Consider the following 16,287-nt stretch of genomic DNA (forward strand, 5'->3'; position numbering starts at 1 on the left):
GCCATGGCTGGCGATCATATCCCCGGTGCCGCTTTATTCCCTCTCCCGTTGGGAGAGGGCAGGGTGAGGGGAGCATTCAGGTATTAGATGGTGAGCTCCAACCGGTTGCCTTCCGGATCGAGGAAGGTGCTCTCGTAATAGCCGTCGCCGGTCCAGCGGGGGCCGTCCAGGTGTTTGACCTCGGCGCCCTTGAGCAGCTTGAGGCGGGCTGTCATCTTGTCCACCGCCTCCACGCTGCCGAGGGAGAAGGCGAGGTGGGCCAGCCCCTGCAGCGGGTGCGGCAGACTGAGATCTACCGGAAACAGTATGGGGGTGTGCATCAGCTCCAGGCTGGCGCCCCCTTCGAAACGCACGAAGTAAGAGCTGAACTGCTTGGCTTGATTGTGGTAGCGCTCATTGGCCTGCCCGCCAAACAGGGTGCAGTAGAATGCCTTGAGTGCCTCCAGATCCTGCGCCCAGATGGCGACGTGATGGATATGCATGGCTGGTCTCCTGTGACTTGATGCCCTCAATGCTATGCTGGGGCCTGTCCCTTCGACATGGCTGAGCCCGTCCTGATGATGTCTGAAACTGCCAACACCGATCTTGTCGATGTCTCCCCCGACTGCCGCGAGCAGATCTGCTGTGACAGCCTGTTGCCGGCCCTCGCACAGGAGCAGGTCTGGCTGGCGGGTTATTCCCGTCTCAAGACCCGTTATCGCATCGCGCGCCGCTTTGCCGATGTGCACTGTTTTCTGCTGACTCTGGGGGGCGAGGGGGAGGTGCAGGTGGGGGATCGCCGCGAACGGCTGCAGGCCGGCGAGTGGGCGCTGATCCCGGCCGGAGAGCCGCTCTGCTACCAGCTTAGTGAGCAGGTGAACGAGCCGTTGGATCTGCCGTTGAGTGAGACGGGTGAGTGGGAGCTGGTGTGGCTGCTGCTGCACAAGGATTCCCCCTGGGATGCCTTCGCCAGCCACCCCCGGCTCGGTTGCACCTCCCAGCAGGGGACTCTGCTTCGCACCATCGAGAACCTCTATGCGGAGCAGGAGCGCCACCAGGACCCGTTGCTCAGTGCGCTGCTGGTGGAGCAGCTCGGTTTTTATCTGCGCCGCCTGCTGCAAAAGGGAGAGGGGCAGAGTCGCGGCGAGCGGCTGGCGCTGCGCCTCGAATTGCTGCTCAAAGAGGCGCTGACCGAGCCGTGGGACATAGCGCGCATGGCCGGCGCCCTGCACCTCTCCGAGCGTCAGCTCCATCGGCTCTGTCAGCAGCACTTCACGCTGGCGCCCATGGCGCTGCTGCAACGGTTGCGTTTGCAGCGGGCGGCGCTCTTGCTGGCGAGCCGGGCCGACTCGGTGAAGCTGCTGGCCGCCCAGTGCGGCTTCAAGAACGAGTACCACTTCTCCACCGCCTTCAAGCGCCAGCATGGGTTGGCCCCGAGCCACTACCGCCAGGCTCACCATCCCGCCTTCAAGGGGCGCTGAGGGCGCCAAAAAAAACGGGGCCCGAGGTGTCCCCCGGGCCCCGCAAGCAGATGGCGTGCTTAGATGCTGGATTTGATGCTGACGAACTCGGGGTAGGCATCGACACCGCACTCGTGCATGTCCACGCCCATCAGCTCTTCCTCTTCGCTGACCCGCAGACCCATGGTGGCCTTGAGCAGGCTCCAGACGACCAGAGAGACGACAAAGACCCAGCCGAAGATGGTGGCGGCACCGAGCAACTGGGCGCCGAAGGTGGCGCTCGCGTTGGAGAAGGGCACCACCATCAGGCCGAACAGGCCGCACACCCCGTGTACCGAGATGGCACCGACCGGATCATCGATCTTCAGGCGATCGAAGGCGACGATGGCGTAGACCACCAGGGCCCCGGCCAGGGCGCCGATCAGGCTGGCAAACAGCGGGCTGGGGGAGGCCGGGTCGGCGGTGATGGCGACCAGACCGCCGAGGGCGCCGTTGAGGATCATGGTGAGATCTGCCTTGCCCCAGGTGAGCTTGCTGACCAGCAGGGCGCCAACCACACCGGCGGCAGCGGCGGCGTTGGTGTTGACGAACACGGTGCCGATGGCGGTGGCGTCAGCGGCGCTGGAGAGCGCCAGCTGGGAGCCACCGTTGAAGCCGAACCAGCCCATCCAGAGGATCAGGGTGCCCAGGGTCGCGAGCGGCAGGTTGGAGCCGGGGATGGGATGGATCTCCCCTTGCTTGCCATATTTGCCGCGACGGGGGCCGAGCAGCAGCACGGCGGCCAGGGCGGCGGCGGCACCCGCCAGGTGGACGATGCCGGAGCCCGCGAAGTCGGAGAAGCCCGCCTCTTTCAGGAAGCCGCCGCCCCAGCTCCAGTAGCCCTCGACGGGGTAGATGAAGCCGGTCATCACCACGCAGAACAGCAGGAAGGACCAGAGCTTCATCCGCTCGGCCACCGCCCCCGAGATGATGGAGGTGGCGGTGGCGACGAACACCACCTGGAAGAAGAAGTCGGCGTGCAGGGAGTGGCCCGCGTCGTCCGCCTGGCTGCCCATCAGGCTGCCAAAGCTCGGCAGCCAGCCGCCAGCGCCGTTGTCCACGTACATGATGTTGTAGCCAACCAGCAGGTACATGACGCAGGCGATGGCATAGAGCAGGATGTTCTTGGTCAGGATCTCGGTGGTGTTCTTGGCGCGGACCAAGCCCGCCTCCAGCATGGCGAACCCGGCGGCCATCCACATGACCAGCACGCCGGAGATCAGCAGGTAGAAGGTATCGAGCGCATAACGCAGCTCGCTGACGGATGTGATCAACTCTTCCATGTCGTATTCCTCGGTTCCAGTCGTATCAAAGGGCGTCTGCGTCGGTCTCGCCGGTGCGGATCCGCACGGCTGCCTGCAGGTCGTAGACGAAGATCTTGCCGTCACCTATCTTGCCGGTGTGGGCGGCCTTGCTGATGGCGTCGATGATCTGCTCGACGTTGTCGGCCAGGGTGGCGATCTCCAGCTTTACCTTGGGCAGGAAATCCACCTGGTATTCGGCACCCCGATAGAGTTCGGTGTGCCCCTTCTGGCGGCCAAACCCCTTGACCTCCGAGACCGTCAGCCCCTCGACGCCGAGATTGGCCATGGCTTCGCGAACGTCATCGAGTTTGAATGGCTTGATGATGGCGGTGATTAATTTCATGCAATATCCCCAATCCTTGGTGGCTCACTTAGACAAAAGGCAAATGTTGGGCCAATATTTTTCTCCCATTTATTCAATATCTTATTCATTTTGTGTCCGGAGGTGGGACGAGAGACGCCCAATTTTGGCAGGGCTGCGCCAAGGGTGCGCACCGCTTTGGTGCATGCGGCGAACAAACAAAAGAGGGTCGGCTTGACGGCGCTCAAGACCTGCGAAGAGCCCGGCTGCTACTGTTATTCAGGGGAGCTCGGGAGTGGCCGATAACCTTGTCATGGCAGGGTGTGAAAGCCGTCCACCGCCATCGGCGACTCCCGGCAGGCCAGGCGCATGTTTCAGTGATGTTCAACAATCGGATGTGAGTCACCGCGCAGTGACGCGGGGTAGCAGAACAAGGATGGTTCCCATGCTGCAGGACAATGACACGATCAGGATCTCGGATCTCAATGACGCCGCCGTACGCGGCATTCTGGAGGTCATCAGCGACGGGGTCTGGGACTGGAATGCCAACACCGGTTTCGTCTATCGCAACCCGGGCTGGTATCAGATGCTGGGCTATGAGCCGCATTCTCTCAACAATACGGTGTTCACCTGGGAGAACGTGATCCATCCGGACGATCTGGCGCGGGTGATGGCCTGTTTCGACGCCTATCTGAGCGGGGTGGCCCCTGACTACCGGGTCGAGTACCGCTGCCGCTGCCGCAACGGGGACTTCATCTGGATAGAGGATCGTGGCCGCATCATAGCGCGCAATCCGGATGGATCCGTGGCCAGGATGATAGGGGCGCATCGGGATATCCATGCTCAGCGTGAGCTCTATGCCCGGCTGGAGCTGCACAATCGCTCCCTGGAGCAGCAGGTGGCGGAGCGCACCGCCGAGCTGGAGCGGCTCAATCTTACGCTGCAGCACCAGGTTGAGGAGAACCGTCGCCTGGCGGAGACGGACTCCCTGACCGGCGCCGCCAGCCGCTATCGGCTGGAGCAGGCCGTCCGGCTGGAATATGAGCGTGCCCGGCGTTTCAAGGAGCCCTTCGCCGTGATCGCCATGGACGTGGATGACTTCAAGCAGATCAACGATCGCCATGGCCACGGGGTGGGGGATCAGACCCTGATCGACATAGTGCGTCTGACGCGAGGCTCCATCCGCGAGATCGATCTGCTGGCCCGTTGGGGCGGAGACGAGTTCATGCTGGTGCTGCCCAATACCCGTCTGCCGGAGGCCCAGGTGGTTGCCGAAAAGTTGCGACAGCGATTGGGCTACGCCAGGGTCAAGGGGGTGGAGCCCATCACCCTGAGCTTCGGCCTGGTGGAGTCCATGCCGGATGAGCCCCTGAATCAGCTGATGGCGAGGGTGGACAGGGCGCTCTATCGAGCCAAGCTGGCGGGCAAGGATCAGCTCTGCGGCTAGGCCAGCCCGATATCCGTTCCCGACCACCATCTTCACCTAAGGGGATTGCCCCTTGCCCCCCGAATGAGGCTTGACCTTGGGATCACCTTGACTCCAGTCAAGCTCACTGGTCTGATGCGCGCTCTTTCATTCCTGTGAGATGTATCTTAATGAAAAAGTGCCTCCTGATTGCCCTGACCGCCCTGCCTCTGGTTGCCCAGGCCGGCCTGATGGACTCCCTGACCGACTCCGTGACCAGCAGCGTCACCAGCACCGCCAAAGAGATGGCCGGTACTGCCATGGACAGCGCCTCCAACGAAGCGATCAAAAAGGCTCTGGATATCAAGGAAGGCGGTTCCAACAAGCAGGCCATCAAGGACAAGCTGGGCGCCCCGGCCAGCACCAAGACCGACGCCGGTCTGGAAGTGTGGACCTATGATCTGGGCGCCCTGAACAAGGCTTCCCCGCTGCTGGCCGAGACCACCAAGTCCCTGCTGAAGGATTCCGAAGTGGCCCAGAAAGACGTGGTCATCAAGTTCGAAGGCGAGACCGTCAAGACCCTGAACCTGGCCAACAAGGCCTGAGTCACGGCGAAGTGAATGAGAAAGGGGCCCGCGGGCCCCTTTTTGCTGGCTGACGTTCACCATCACACCTTGAAGCGGCGCACCAGGGCCAGCAACTGGCGGTTGGAGCCGAGCAGGGTGGCGGCGCTCTGCTCGGTCTGGCTGCCGTTTTGCACCAGCAGGCTCAGCATGTCGCGAATGCTCACCATGTTGCGGTTGATCTCCTCGGTCACCCGGCTCTGCTCTTCGGCGGCGGTGGCTATCTGGCTGCTGAGATCGTGGATCTGCACCACGGAGTCGGCCATGCTGTCGAGCCCGCCGGTGACCTGACCCGTGGTGTCGGCTGCGGCCTGGCAACTGTGCTTGGTCTGCTCCATGGCAACCACGGCCTCTGCCACCCCCTGGGTGAGACGTGACAGCATGCTGCCCACCTCGGCGGTGCTGTTCTGGGTACGGGCCGCCAGGGCACGCACCTCGTCGGCCACCACGGCGAAGCCACGTCCTTGCTCCCCGGCCCGCGCCGCCTCGATGGCGGCATTGAGCGCCAGCAGGTTGGTCTGGGCGGCGATGCCGCCGATCACTCCGAGTACGCTGCCGATCTGCTTGGCATCCTCCTGCATCTCCAGCACCTTGGCGGCGGCGAGATCCACCTCGTCGATCAGGGCCACCACGCTGGCGGAGGCCGATCCCACCACCTTGCGTGAATTGGCGGCCTGGCCATTGGCAGCCTCGGTGAAGCTCGCCGAGTCGCTGGCGTGCTGGGCCACGCTGTCGGCGGTGGAACTGAGCTCGGTGAGGGCGGTGACCACCTGATCCGTCTCGCTGGCGTGTTCCCCCAGGATCCGTCTGGCCTGACCGGTCTGCTGATCGAGCTGCGCCAGCTCACGGGTGATGAGGTCGGTGGCATCGGTCACCTGCACCATCATCTGCTGCAGGTAGGCGATGAAACGGTTTACCGACAGGGCGATGTTGTCCAGCTCGTCATGGCCCTTCACCTGGATGCGGGCGGTCAGGTCGGCATCGCCGGCACTGAGGGCATCGATGTTGAGCTTGAGGGTCTGCAGCCGGCTGCCGAGCTGGCTGATGGCCAGCACCATGAGCACGAACAGCAGCCCCACCAGGGGCAGCTGGATACTGGCCAGGGTGGCGAGCACGTCCCGGCTGTCCTGGGTCAGGGTGCTGGTCGGCAGTGCGGTGGCGAGCAGCCAGGGGGTGCCTTCAATGGCCTGCATCAGCAAGGTCTGCTCCTGCCCCTGATCCTGGAAGGTGGTGCGCAGCAGCCCCTTGCTCGCGTCCTGGCCGAGCAGGCCGGCGATGGCCCCGGCGAAGGGGTAGTCGGCGTGGGCGGAGAGGTTGCCGAGCACCACATCGCCGCCGAGGCGGGCGTTCTTGCTCAGGATCTTGCCGTCAGCCTCGACGATCATCACCTGGCCACCGATCTCCTGCTCCTTCCTGGCCACCAGATCGTTGAAGAACCCCAGGGTCACGTCTATGGTCGATACCCCGTACAGGGCGCCGTCCTTGTAGATCCCCATGGCGCAGTTGGTCCTAGGCTGCTGACTGGCGCCATCCTTGTAGGCTGCGGCCCAGACGCACATGCCGCGAGGAGCCTGCTGCCCCGCCTTGTGCCAGGGTTGCTCGAAGTAGTTCGGCGCCTCGGCCGAGTTCCAGTAGGTATTGGGGATGAGCGCGTTGGCCGCGTCCCTGTGATAGAAGGTGCTGAACTTGGCGCGGCCCGCCTCCCGCTTGTTCGGCAGGGGCCAGATGCCGCCGCCGAAGACCATGGCGTTGCCGTATTGATCGATGAGGGCAGGCAGCAGGGTGTCTATCTGCTCGCTCGGCAGCTGTGCCACCAGCTGGGTGATGCTGCGGGACTGGCTCTGCACCCCGTTGAGCTGATCGCGGATGTCGGTGGCTATCTCGCTGACCCGCATCGCCACATTCTGCTCACCGGCCTTCTGCAGCGCCGGCTTGATCCAGAACTGGATGCCGATCACCGTCAGGGCGCACACCAGCGCCATGAATCCCACGAAGACGGCGGTATAACGCCCCTTGATTGTGCCCAGATTCCATCCCATAACGACTCCTGTCCACTGTTGTCGGGGCCTTGCCCGATCCTGTTGTTTGAGTCGCCATTATTAGCCATTTCGAACATAAAACGTTTGTTATCGCTCACATAACCCGGAGCAGATGATAAGGGAAATAACGGATGCCAGGGGCGAATCGCAGAGGGTGGCAGGCCGAGCGGGAGAGACAAAAAAGGGTGGCCGAGGCCACCCTGTTGCGGGTCTAGAAGCGTTTACTGGTGCGCCTCGGCGAACTGTTTCATCGCTTCGGCATGCTTGGTCATGCCGTCGGCACGCAAGCCAAGGTTCTTCACGAATTCGGCCTTCTTGGCCGGGTCTTCAATCTTGTCATAGCGCTGTTGCAGGTGGGCCTGGATCTGCTCCGGGGTCATGTTCTGCATGCGGGCCATCTTGTCGTGGCGGCCGCCGTGGTGCTTGCCGCCCATCATGCCGGAGCCGTCCATGGGGCAACCGGCCGCCATGGCCTGGGTCGGCTGGGCGGTGGAGACGGCTTCGCTGGCGGCATAGGCGCCGAGCGGCAGGCCGAGGATCAGGGTGGCGGTCAGCAGGGTCTTGGTCAGGTTTTTCATGGGTCACTCCTGTCTAATTGGTACGGGTACAGGCTGTTTCGCCTTGGTACCCAGTAAACACCGTGGAAGTGTCTGAACTTTGCCAGTACCGGACTATTTTGTAGCAGAGTGTGGCATCTTGGCGCTCTGGCACACTTTGACACAACCCGCCCGGTTGATTTTCGTATAATCGCTCCAGCTCGATAACGGGAGAGACGATGATGAACCAAGGCAGCCCTCATATTCTGGTGGTCGACGACCACAGTGAGATCCGCGATCTGCTCAAGCGCTTTCTGGAGCAACACGGCATGCGCGTCAGCTGTGCCCGTGATGGCAAGGAGATGAAGCGGCTGCTGGACGAGCGGGAGTTCGATCTGCTGGTGCTGGATCTGATGATGCCGGGGGAGGATGGCCTCACCCTGTGCCGCGAGCTCAGAGTGAAGTCCCGCCTGCCCATCATCATGCTCACCGCCATGGGGGAGGAGACGGATCGCATCATAGGGCTGGAGATGGGGGCCGATGACTACCTCGCCAAGCCGTTCAATCCCAGGGAGCTGCTGGCCAGGATCAAGGCGGTGATGCGTCGAACCCAGGCCGAGATCCAGCCCGTGCCCGAGACTCTGACCCGGGATCTGCGCTTCGATCGCTGGTTGCTCGACATCAATCGCCGCGAACTGGTGGACGAGGAGGGGGTGGGGATGAGCCTCTCCACCGCCGAATTCGATCTGCTCAAGGTGTTTCTGGAGCGCCCCCAGCGAGTACTGAGCCGGGATCAGTTGCTGGATCTGGCCCGCGGCCGGGAGGCTGTGGCCTTCGATCGTGCCATCGATACCCTGGTGAGCCGGCTGCGGCGCAAGCTGGAGCGGGATCCCAAGAACCCCGAGCTCATCAAGACCATCTGGGGCGGCGGTTATCTGTTCGCCGCAGACGTGACTCAGGAGTGAGGCCAGCATGATCAAGGGCTTCTTCGCCAGGCTGCTGCCCAAGGGGCTGACCGGCCAGATAGTGCTGGTGGCACTGGCGGGACTGGTGTTGATCCAGTTGCTCAGCATCCAGATCTACCGCTCGGACCGGGAGGAGGCGCTCGGCTACGTCAACAGCCGCAACGCCATGCAGCGGATCATCTCCGTGGTGCGGTTGCTCTCCCTCTCGCCCCCCTCCCTCTATCACGAGATCCTCAAGGCGAGCCGTAGCGAGACCCTGCTGCTGCGCCTCGCCGACGAGCCGCTGCAACCGGACAACCGCAGCCCCCGTTTCGAGAAGTTGGTACGCGCCAAGCTCGGGTATCCGTCGTCCCTGTCGGTGGAGATCAGCGCCGAGCTGAAGCAGGACATCCAGCGCAGCCGGGCCTGGCAGCACCACAACCGCATGATGAAGGATCGCAATGGCATGCCGCCCCCCCAGGACATGCGGCTCTATGGCTCCATCCAGTTGCCCAACGGCGGCTGGCTGCAGTTCAGCTCCCTGGTGGACAAGGAGTCGGCGAGCTGGTCATGGCAGACCACCCTCAACCTGCTGCTGGTGGCAAGCCTGGTGATCGGCCTGATGATCTGGCTGTTCCGCCGTGCGACCTTGCCCCTCAAACAGCTGGCTGCCAACGCGGACAGGCTGGGGCGCGGCGAGAACATCGAACCCCTGCGCGAAGAGGGGCCCACCGAGATCCGAGAGTCGATCCAGGCCTTCAATCGCATGCACACCCGACTCGATCGCTTCGTGCAGGACAGGACCCGCATGCTGGCCGCCATCTCCCACGACCTGCGCACTCCCATCACCAGCCTGCGGCTGCGCAGCGAGTTTCTGGCGGACGGCGAGGACAAGGATCGCTTCCAACAGACCCTGCAACAGATGGAGCAGATGCTGGCGGCGACCCTGAGCTTCGCCCGGGAGGAAGGGCAGCAGGAGGCGACCCGGGAGCTGGACCTGGTCAGCCTGCTGGAGAGCCTGTGCGACGACTATGCCGACATGGGGCAACCCGTCACCTGCCTGGCCGAGGGCAAGCAGGTCTATGCCTGTCGTGCCAATACTTTGCGCCGGGTGCTGCAAAACCTTATCGGCAACGCCATCAAATACGCGGGGGGCGCCGAGGTGTTACTGGTGCGCACCGAATCCGAGCTGCTGATCCTGGTCTGCGATCGGGGGCCTGGCATCGCCGAGGGTCAGCTGGAGGAGGTATTCAAACCCTTCGTGCGCCTCGATGAGGCCCGCAACACCGAATCGGGCAGTGTGGGGCTGGGGCTCGCCATCGCCCGCACCCTGGTGCACCAGCACGGCGGGGAGCTCAGCCTCCACAATCGCCCCGAGGGTGGCCTGGAGGCGAGGATCAGCCTGCCGTTGTGAGGACGCTCGCATTCATCCATCAGTAACGAGGGCGCCATGTTGGCGCCCTCGTTGTATCCGGTGGTGTTTACAGGGTGCTTGCGGCTGTGGGACGACGGTGAGGTGGGATCTGGGAGGGGATTGAGAGAGGCGAAAGGTAGAGAGGTAAAAAGCAGGCAACAAAAAACCCGCCTAGGCGGGTTTTTTTAATTCTTGCAGAAGGACTTTCCGGTTGACGAAAAGGCTTCCTGGCTTGAATTACAGACCAACTACGTTGGCAGCAGCCGGGCCTTTCTGGCCTTGCTCGATGGTGAACTCAACGCGCTGACCTTCGTCCAGGGTTTTGAAGCTGGTGGACTGGATAGCGGAGAAGTGTACGAACACGTCTTTGCCACCGTCAGCCGGGGAGATGAAGCCAAAACCTTTCTCAGCGTTGAAGAACTTTACGGTACCAGTCATTTTGTTAGACATAATAATTTCCTTGAATAGTGATGTTGAAACGCTACGTTTGTAGCAATCCATGATTTTTCGTCAGCAATACGTATGGGGAGCACTAAAGAAGGAGAATTATTTGGCGAGAATCATCTGGGACAACTCTATGCACAAATCACTGCTTTAAAATGACTGCCTAACATAATCAGGTCTGAACTACCGAACCATCGAAATCGATTAGAACACGCTCACTCCGTCATGGCAATCTTTATCTTGGTATTAATTCCGGCCCGACGAGGAGACGTTAGCGTTTTATTTTGATAAAATCGTTTTATACCAGAAGGTTATCTATCAATTTCCGGTATGGGAAAGGGCAGTATGCAGGCTCATGTCCGGGTGACAGCACAAGCATCCGGACATGGGAGACGGAAATTATCGCTTGCTGCGGTACTTGTTGCTGACGGAATCCGCCCAGTTGAAGGTTTCAGGCAGCACCTGATTCTTGGCTCGTTCCTTGGCCTTCTCCCGTGCCAGTGCGGAGGCCGCCTTGGCTGCCTTGGCGCGATCCTCTGCGATTTTCAGGCGTCCCTCTTCACGGATCTTGTTGCGTTCCCCGTTGGTCAGGGTGTGATCGGCATTGGCCTGGGCCTTCTGCAGCAACAGGGTGATCTCGGCTTTTTCGGCCTCGGTAAGATCTTTCATTTCCAGCTTTTTCATGGCGCACTCCTGCGGCAGGTGATGGTTCACCCTAACACACTCCGGAAGCCGACTCTTATGTAATCGTCCTCTTGACCCCAAAAGGGCAACTTGAGTGCGTTTTCTTGCCGGTTTTCGCCCTGATACAAGCCGGTTATTGCGGTTTGTCGGAACGTAGATGACGAGGTCCACGCCCTGCGCGACACTGCCGTCCAGTGAGGCTGGATCCCGATGGAGGGTGGGGGTATGCTGGTGCCAGTGCGATCCTCGATCGTCACTGCTAGCGTACTGTGATCTATGATTCGGATGACATGCTGGAATCTCATTCCAACTGTCCTGGTAACATTTTTGGAGTCTGATGATGAGCAACAAAGAACAGCATCACGGCAAAGATGCCAAGAAAAAACCGCAGATGTCACTGAAAGAGAAGCGCGAGGCCAAACGGCAGAAAGCCGACCTGAAAAATGGCGGCGCGATGAAGTAACGCTCCACTACACTGTTGTTCCTCTGGGGCCAGTATCAAGCCAGTCCGTCATGGGCTGGCTTTTATGTTTCTATACGATGACGACGCGCCATAGGCGGCAAAGATCCGTTCATAGCGCCCATCTTCCTTCATCCTGCTCAACTGGCGATCGAACCACCGCTGCGCCGTCGCCTGGCGAAAGGCGAAGTGGTACTGGGTTGGGGGAAAGAGATCATGTTGTCTGACCCGATCGGAGGAGTAGCGTACGCTGCCCTCTGTCTGCCCGAGCAGTTGCGTCATGTAGTAGTAGAATACCCGCTGCTCCAGGATTACGGCATCCGTACGTCCCAGCAGCAGCTTCTGTACCTGCCCCTCCTGCCGTGCCACTTCCTCGTAGTGGGGGTTCTGGTCGACCAGCTCGGCAAACTCTTTTCCCAGTATCTGCCGTGCCCGCTGGAAGGCGCTGACGCGCAGCGTCTGCAGATCCCTCATGGTGTGAAATGCCGTCTTGTCGAGGGTAAAAACCCGATTGTGAAAGGTGATCACCGCCTGTGACAGGTGGGCATTGTTAAGCATGCCTGGCTTGACGTTGATGATGGCATCCAGCTTGCCTTCCTCCAGCATCCGGAAGGTCCGCTCGAGAGGCAGATAGGTGAACTCGGGCACATGATCGCTGCCAGCGAATGCCTCGCGCAGGAGATCGAGCTCGATACCGCGATCTTCGTGAGTGATCACGTAGGGAGGGATGGCGAAGCTCACTCCCACTCGTAGCGGCTCGGCGACCAGAGGGGCAGCAAACACCAGCAAGATGAGGCGCAGCAGGCGACCAGGATAACTCATGCTTATTCTCGGAGGAGTGTTACGTCCCGATGATAGCGACAAGTCGGGGCGAGGAAGAGAGGAGGGGCCGGATCGTCGCAACAACATGATGAGGGTGGAGGTGAATGCGTCAGAAACAGACAAAAAGGCCCTGAGTGATCAGGGCCTTTTTGTAGATCAGAACGGTAATACATGTAAAAAATCGCTGCTGAGTGAGTGACTGAGTGAGTGGCAATGAATTTTTTACTATATATTTCAATGCATAACACCTTTTCTTACACTTCTGGTTGCTCACCTTAAAATGACACTTTTTAAAGATATGTAAGAAAAGGTATGAAAATGCGTGTTCATACCTGTTTATTCTTACACTTTTTGGTTGTCCTCACCAGAACCCTCACCACATGAGCCTTACCAGCTCAAAAGAGAGAACCACGCACCGAGTTGCTGAGTGACCTTCTCGCAAAGCTGTTCGCACCCGTCCCGGTAAACAGACGAAGCTTTTGCTGAGCTGAGTGAGAGTTGGGCGGGTGACCTAGTGGCATATGGACGCCAGATCCGGGAGCGGGTACAGCAGTGGACAGGGCTGACGGTCGGTGTTGGTATCGGCCCCACTAAAACCCTAGCCAAACTCGCCAACTATGCCGCAAAAAAATGGCCCGCCACCGGAGGGGTGGTCGATCTGCGCGATGAAACACGCCGCGCCAAACTGATGGCGATCACCCCGGTAGACGAGGTCTGGGGAATTGGTCGCAAACTCACCACCAAGCTGTCAGCTCAGGGCATCAACACCGTGGCTGATCTGGTAGCGGCTGATGCTAAGAGTCTTCGGCACCGTTACGGGGTCGTTGTCGAGCGCACGGTGCAGGAGCTGTGCGGGATCCCCTGCGCCGAGCTGGAGCAACTGGCACAGGCCAAGCAACAGATAATTTGCAGCCGATCCTTTGGGGAGCGCATCACCGCCTTCGGCCCCATGCGGGAGGCTCTCGCTGGCTACATGGAGCGGGCAGCTGAGAAACTCAGGACAGAGGGCATGTGCTGCCGCCATGTCACAGTATTCATTCGTTCGAGCCCGTTTGCGGAGCGGGAAACACATTATGCCAACCAGATCTCCATGCTGTTGCCGATACCCACAGCCGACACCCGTGAGTTGCTAGCCCAGATCGAGCCGCTGCTGAGCAGGATCTGGTTGGATGATGTTCGCTATATGAAGGGCGGCGTCATGCTGGCGGACTTCTCCCCGAAAGGCATGCAGCAAGGGGGTCTATTCGGCAGCGAACAGCAGGATCCCCGTAGCGATGCACTCATGCAGGTGATCGATAGGATTAACCAGGGGCGGTTGGGAAAGGTCTACTTTGCATCCCGAGGCCGAGATACCAGCGAATGGATGATGAAACGCGAACAACTCAGCCCCCGCTATACCACCAGTATCAAAGGGATCCCGGTGGTGAAGGCATGAGCACAACCATGAAAGTTAACCTCCTCTCCTAGCTACAAACCACTATCAATGCGTTGCAAACTTCTGGTGGTCAATCCGCAACATGAGCAGGTATCTTACTTAGCGGTATCACCGTTTATTTTCACGTAGCTTAAAGAGAAGATCTAACTTTTCATCCTCATCAAGTTGCTCAAATAGACAAACCAATTCCGCACTAAGATCATCTTCGCAAAAAAAATAACTCAGCGGCTTTCCCAGTACATTGGCAAGTTTTCGCATTGTATCAATGTCTGGAACGTGGCGACCTCTCTCATAGTGATTCATGCGACCACTAGCAGAACTATCATCCATACCGGCCCTTACCCCAAGCTCCTTTTGGGATATACCTGCTTTTTTACGCGCCTGCTTGAGTCTCTCTGGGAATGGGTTTTTGTACAATGTTTGTTCATCACAAAGTTCTCATATGTATAGATTGTCTAAGTTTCACCTGTCTCTGTATACTTAGCAATCCTAAGTGTTGTGGTTGTGGAAATTTTATGCAGAATAAAAATGTTTACAAAATCAGTAACAAGTTTTATCAAGTTTTACTCAAAATGACTGGTCTAAAAATAAGCAGGAAAGAGCTGATACGATTGGCTATGGAGGTCAATGACTTGGCTGTGTATCAGGCATCAGGCTTGGTTGACCGCCATGTATATAGCTTGAAAAAACAGGATGCAGTGAAAGCTAATGGGCCAAAAAATAATCGGCATTATATTTTTTCAGATGATCTTCTGGGCAGTTTACAAGCATCAATCAAAGGCGATAATTATGATCTAGCAAGTGAGTTGAGGTCTCTGGAAGAAGAGCTTCTGTTGACTCGTTATGAGTTACAAGCCTACCGCGAGATACTTGAAAAACTACCTCAAGAGAAGCAAAAAATTACTTGTTTGCATAAAAATGCATCAGAAAAAATCTACCGGTTGAATGGGAAAATTAGAGCGGTAAGTCAATTGGTGATGATGTAATTAAAAGGTATAAATGAAAGAGGCGTTTTATCGAAAAGAAGCATACCTGAGTCGGCCATAGCGCAAGAAGCGATGCCGCCAACGGAAGGCGGTGGCCAATAGATACTGTGTTCCTAGGCGGCTTATTGATTTGAACAAATTATGTGCATTTTGTGCTGAGCTACTAATGAAAATACCTGCTGTTACGGCTCAACGATAAGGATGACCCGATGCAGAATCTTGTATTGAGGAAAGCAACGCATGAAGATATGGACGACATACTGCGTTTGCAAATTCCCGTGTTCAAGGGAGAGCAGGGGATCCCTGACGAATTGATCCCTATTCCAGCTGAAAAATCGCCACAATGGTGGTGTGCAATTATGAACTCCACAATTGTTGGTGCCGTTGCAGCCTGGAAATAATGCGATGAAACTCATTGGGGGCGATTTGCAACAATGCAAAATTTCAGAGGGTATCAAATAGGTTCTAGCTTGGCTCGGTTTTCACTGCACGAACTTTTCGCACAATCTGTAGATGAAATCCATATGGATGCAAGAGATATCATCGTTAAGACCTTAAACCGAATGGGTGGCTTAGTTGTGGGAGACTCAATGCCATTTTATCGAGGGACGGTGACACCCATGATATTAACCAGAAGTGGTTTAATATTTAATAGATAAAATACTGACGATACATGTATATATTTGAAAACACTATCCATAACTATAAATTAGAGTTGACACATAGATAGCATCATTTATTACCATCCTCAATGGGTGTATGCTTTTTTTCATCTAACTGTGCAGAAAATCCAAATATTAATGATTTCAGCCCGAAATGGAAGGCCATTTCAGCAGAGGTTCTCGCCTGAATATTAAATGCCTCTTGTAATAATGGTGGTGCAGCGTCTATCACATGATTATTTTCTATCTGGTTTGTTGCTTGCTCCTCTAATACTGCACCCAACGTAAAATGGCTGATAGATTGCAGAATGAAAAGAGCCTCCTCGACCGAAAACCCTGCATCGCATAGACAGCGTAGTTGCGCCTCTGCTTGTTCAAACTGGGGGGGCGTAGGAGAGGTCCCTATATGCAATCGGGCTCCATCACGATGGACCAGTAATGCTTTACGGAAACTCAGAGCATTTTCCTGGAGAAACTGCTGCCAACTCTCAGTCGGTAACGGTGCTGAACGGGTGTGATGCTTCGCCAGTATTGCCTCTGAAAGCATGTTCATAAGAGTCTGCTTGTTGCGCACGTGCCAATACAGAGTCGGTTGCTCAATTTTTAGGGACTGCGCCAGCTTACGCGTAGTCAAGCCCTCTAGCCCTTCGCTGTCCAGCAGGGTGAGCGCCATTGAAATTACGTCGTCCAAGCTTAGTCGTGCCATCACTATCTCCTTTTGCTGTTGACAATCTATCACTGATAGAGTTA

General features: G+C 58.0%; 19 protein-coding genes and 1 pseudogene. 10 read left to right on the forward strand and 10 right to left on the reverse strand.

The window, feature by feature from the left end; all coding sequences use genetic code 11:
• Positions 1-83: 83 nt before the first annotated feature.
• Positions 84-482, reverse strand: a complete 399-nt coding sequence (locus tag KI797_RS01370) for a VOC family protein (RefSeq protein WP_226171135.1) — start codon at positions 480-482, stop codon at positions 84-86.
• Positions 483-557: 75 nt separating this feature from the next.
• Between KI797_RS01370 and KI797_RS01375 the strand changes: the two genes are divergently transcribed.
• Positions 558-1,460 (forward strand): helix-turn-helix transcriptional regulator, encoded by a 903-nt coding sequence (locus KI797_RS01375; protein ID WP_226171137.1) that lies wholly within the window; start codon positions 558-560, stop codon positions 1,458-1,460.
• Positions 1,461-1,519: 59 nt separating this feature from the next.
• On the opposite strand, the gene KI797_RS01380 is transcribed toward KI797_RS01375, so the two are convergent.
• Both KI797_RS01380 and glnK read right to left on the reverse strand, forming a co-directional pair.
• A complete protein-coding gene (locus KI797_RS01380; protein ID WP_182786784.1) occupies positions 1,520-2,761 on the reverse strand; it encodes an ammonium transporter in 1,242 nt (413 codons plus the stop codon).
• A 25-nt stretch (positions 2,762-2,786) separates the two neighbouring features.
• On the reverse strand, positions 2,787-3,125 hold the full coding sequence (gene glnK, locus KI797_RS01385) for a P-II family nitrogen regulator (RefSeq protein WP_005328794.1): 339 nt from the start codon (positions 3,123-3,125) through the stop codon (positions 2,787-2,789).
• 403 nt (positions 3,126-3,528) lie between these two features.
• On the opposite strand from glnK, the gene KI797_RS01390 reads away from it, so the two are divergent.
• Both KI797_RS01390 and KI797_RS01395 read left to right on the forward strand, forming a co-directional pair.
• Positions 3,529-4,530 (forward strand): sensor domain-containing diguanylate cyclase, encoded by a 1,002-nt coding sequence (locus KI797_RS01390; RefSeq protein WP_226171139.1) that lies wholly within the window; start codon positions 3,529-3,531, stop codon positions 4,528-4,530.
• 149 nt (positions 4,531-4,679) lie between these two features.
• Entirely contained in the window at positions 4,680-5,093 is a 414-nt protein-coding gene (locus KI797_RS01395; protein WP_005328788.1) for a hypothetical protein, read from the forward strand.
• Positions 5,094-5,155: 62 nt separating this feature from the next.
• Here the strand turns inward: KI797_RS01395 and KI797_RS01400 are convergent, their stop codons facing one another.
• Together KI797_RS01400 and KI797_RS01405 are read right to left on the reverse strand one after the other, a co-directional pair.
• Positions 5,156-7,150 (reverse strand): methyl-accepting chemotaxis protein, encoded by a 1,995-nt coding sequence (locus KI797_RS01400; RefSeq protein ID WP_226171141.1) that lies wholly within the window; start codon positions 7,148-7,150, stop codon positions 5,156-5,158.
• A gap of 221 nt (positions 7,151-7,371) precedes the next feature.
• Positions 7,372-7,728, reverse strand: a complete 357-nt coding sequence (locus KI797_RS01405; RefSeq protein WP_005328782.1) for a hypothetical protein — start codon at positions 7,726-7,728, stop codon at positions 7,372-7,374.
• Between the two features lie 200 nt (positions 7,729-7,928).
• Here KI797_RS01405 and KI797_RS01410 point away from each other — a divergent pair, with 200 nt between their 5' ends.
• Positions 7,929-8,651, forward strand: a complete 723-nt coding sequence (locus KI797_RS01410) for a response regulator (protein ID WP_041207099.1) — start codon at positions 7,929-7,931, stop codon at positions 8,649-8,651.
• A gap of 7 nt (positions 8,652-8,658) precedes the next feature.
• A complete protein-coding gene (locus KI797_RS01415; RefSeq protein WP_226171144.1) occupies positions 8,659-10,044 on the forward strand; it encodes an ATP-binding protein in 1,386 nt (461 codons plus the stop codon).
• Between the two features lie 237 nt (positions 10,045-10,281).
• On the opposite strand, the gene cspE is transcribed toward KI797_RS01415, so the two are convergent.
• The gene (gene cspE, locus KI797_RS01420; protein WP_025328559.1) at positions 10,282-10,494 is read right to left on the reverse strand and encodes a transcription antiterminator/RNA stability regulator CspE; all 213 of its coding nucleotides are present in this window, start codon (positions 10,492-10,494) and stop codon (positions 10,282-10,284) included.
• A gap of 393 nt (positions 10,495-10,887) precedes the next feature.
• Positions 10,888-11,172: a DUF3811 domain-containing protein gene (gene yjbD / locus KI797_RS01425; RefSeq protein ID WP_025328558.1), complete on the reverse strand. Its 285-nt coding sequence runs from the start codon at positions 11,170-11,172 to the stop codon at positions 10,888-10,890.
• A gap of 337 nt (positions 11,173-11,509) precedes the next feature.
• On the opposite strand from yjbD, the gene KI797_RS20975 reads away from it, so the two are divergent.
• Positions 11,510-11,635 (forward strand): hypothetical protein, encoded by a 126-nt coding sequence (locus KI797_RS20975; RefSeq protein WP_005328772.1) that lies wholly within the window; start codon positions 11,510-11,512, stop codon positions 11,633-11,635.
• A gap of 48 nt (positions 11,636-11,683) precedes the next feature.
• Here the strand turns inward: KI797_RS20975 and KI797_RS01430 are convergent, their stop codons facing one another.
• Positions 11,684-12,454, reverse strand: a complete 771-nt coding sequence (locus tag KI797_RS01430; RefSeq protein ID WP_005328770.1) for a substrate-binding periplasmic protein — start codon at positions 12,452-12,454, stop codon at positions 11,684-11,686.
• A gap of 481 nt (positions 12,455-12,935) precedes the next feature.
• Between KI797_RS01430 and KI797_RS21115 the strand changes: the two are divergent.
• Both KI797_RS21115 and KI797_RS21120 read left to right on the forward strand, forming a co-directional pair.
• Positions 12,936-13,058, forward strand: a pseudogene (locus tag KI797_RS21115) (Y-family DNA polymerase); the annotation flags it as partial.
• A gap of 84 nt (positions 13,059-13,142) precedes the next feature.
• Entirely contained in the window at positions 13,143-13,889 is a 747-nt protein-coding gene (locus tag KI797_RS21120; protein WP_113725460.1) for a DinB/UmuC family translesion DNA polymerase, read from the forward strand.
• Positions 13,890-13,997: 108 nt separating this feature from the next.
• On the opposite strand, the gene KI797_RS01440 is transcribed toward KI797_RS21120, so the two are convergent.
• Positions 13,998-14,306 carry a helix-turn-helix domain-containing protein gene (locus KI797_RS01440; RefSeq protein ID WP_047440196.1) on the reverse strand — a complete coding sequence of 103 codons (309 nt, stop codon included), beginning with the start codon at positions 14,304-14,306 and terminating at the stop codon, positions 13,998-14,000.
• A 98-nt stretch (positions 14,307-14,404) separates the two neighbouring features.
• Between KI797_RS01440 and KI797_RS01445 the strand changes: the two genes are divergently transcribed.
• Together KI797_RS01445 and KI797_RS01450 are read left to right on the forward strand one after the other, a co-directional pair.
• A complete protein-coding gene (locus tag KI797_RS01445; RefSeq protein ID WP_017780886.1) occupies positions 14,405-14,875 on the forward strand; it encodes a hypothetical protein in 471 nt (156 codons plus the stop codon).
• A gap of 209 nt (positions 14,876-15,084) precedes the next feature.
• Positions 15,085-15,276 carry a hypothetical protein gene (locus KI797_RS01450; protein WP_017780887.1) on the forward strand — a complete coding sequence of 64 codons (192 nt, stop codon included), beginning with the start codon at positions 15,085-15,087 and terminating at the stop codon, positions 15,274-15,276.
• Between the two features lie 331 nt (positions 15,277-15,607).
• Here the strand turns inward: KI797_RS01450 and tetR are convergent, their stop codons facing one another.
• Positions 15,608-16,243, reverse strand: coding sequence for a tetracycline resistance transcriptional repressor TetR (gene tetR / locus KI797_RS01455; RefSeq protein ID WP_017780888.1), 636 nt, complete (start codon positions 16,241-16,243; stop codon positions 15,608-15,610).
• Positions 16,244-16,287: the final 44 nt, after the last annotated feature.

The organism is Aeromonas media (genome assembly GCF_020423125.1).
GTDB lineage: Bacteria > Pseudomonadota > Gammaproteobacteria > Enterobacterales > Aeromonadaceae > Aeromonas > Aeromonas media.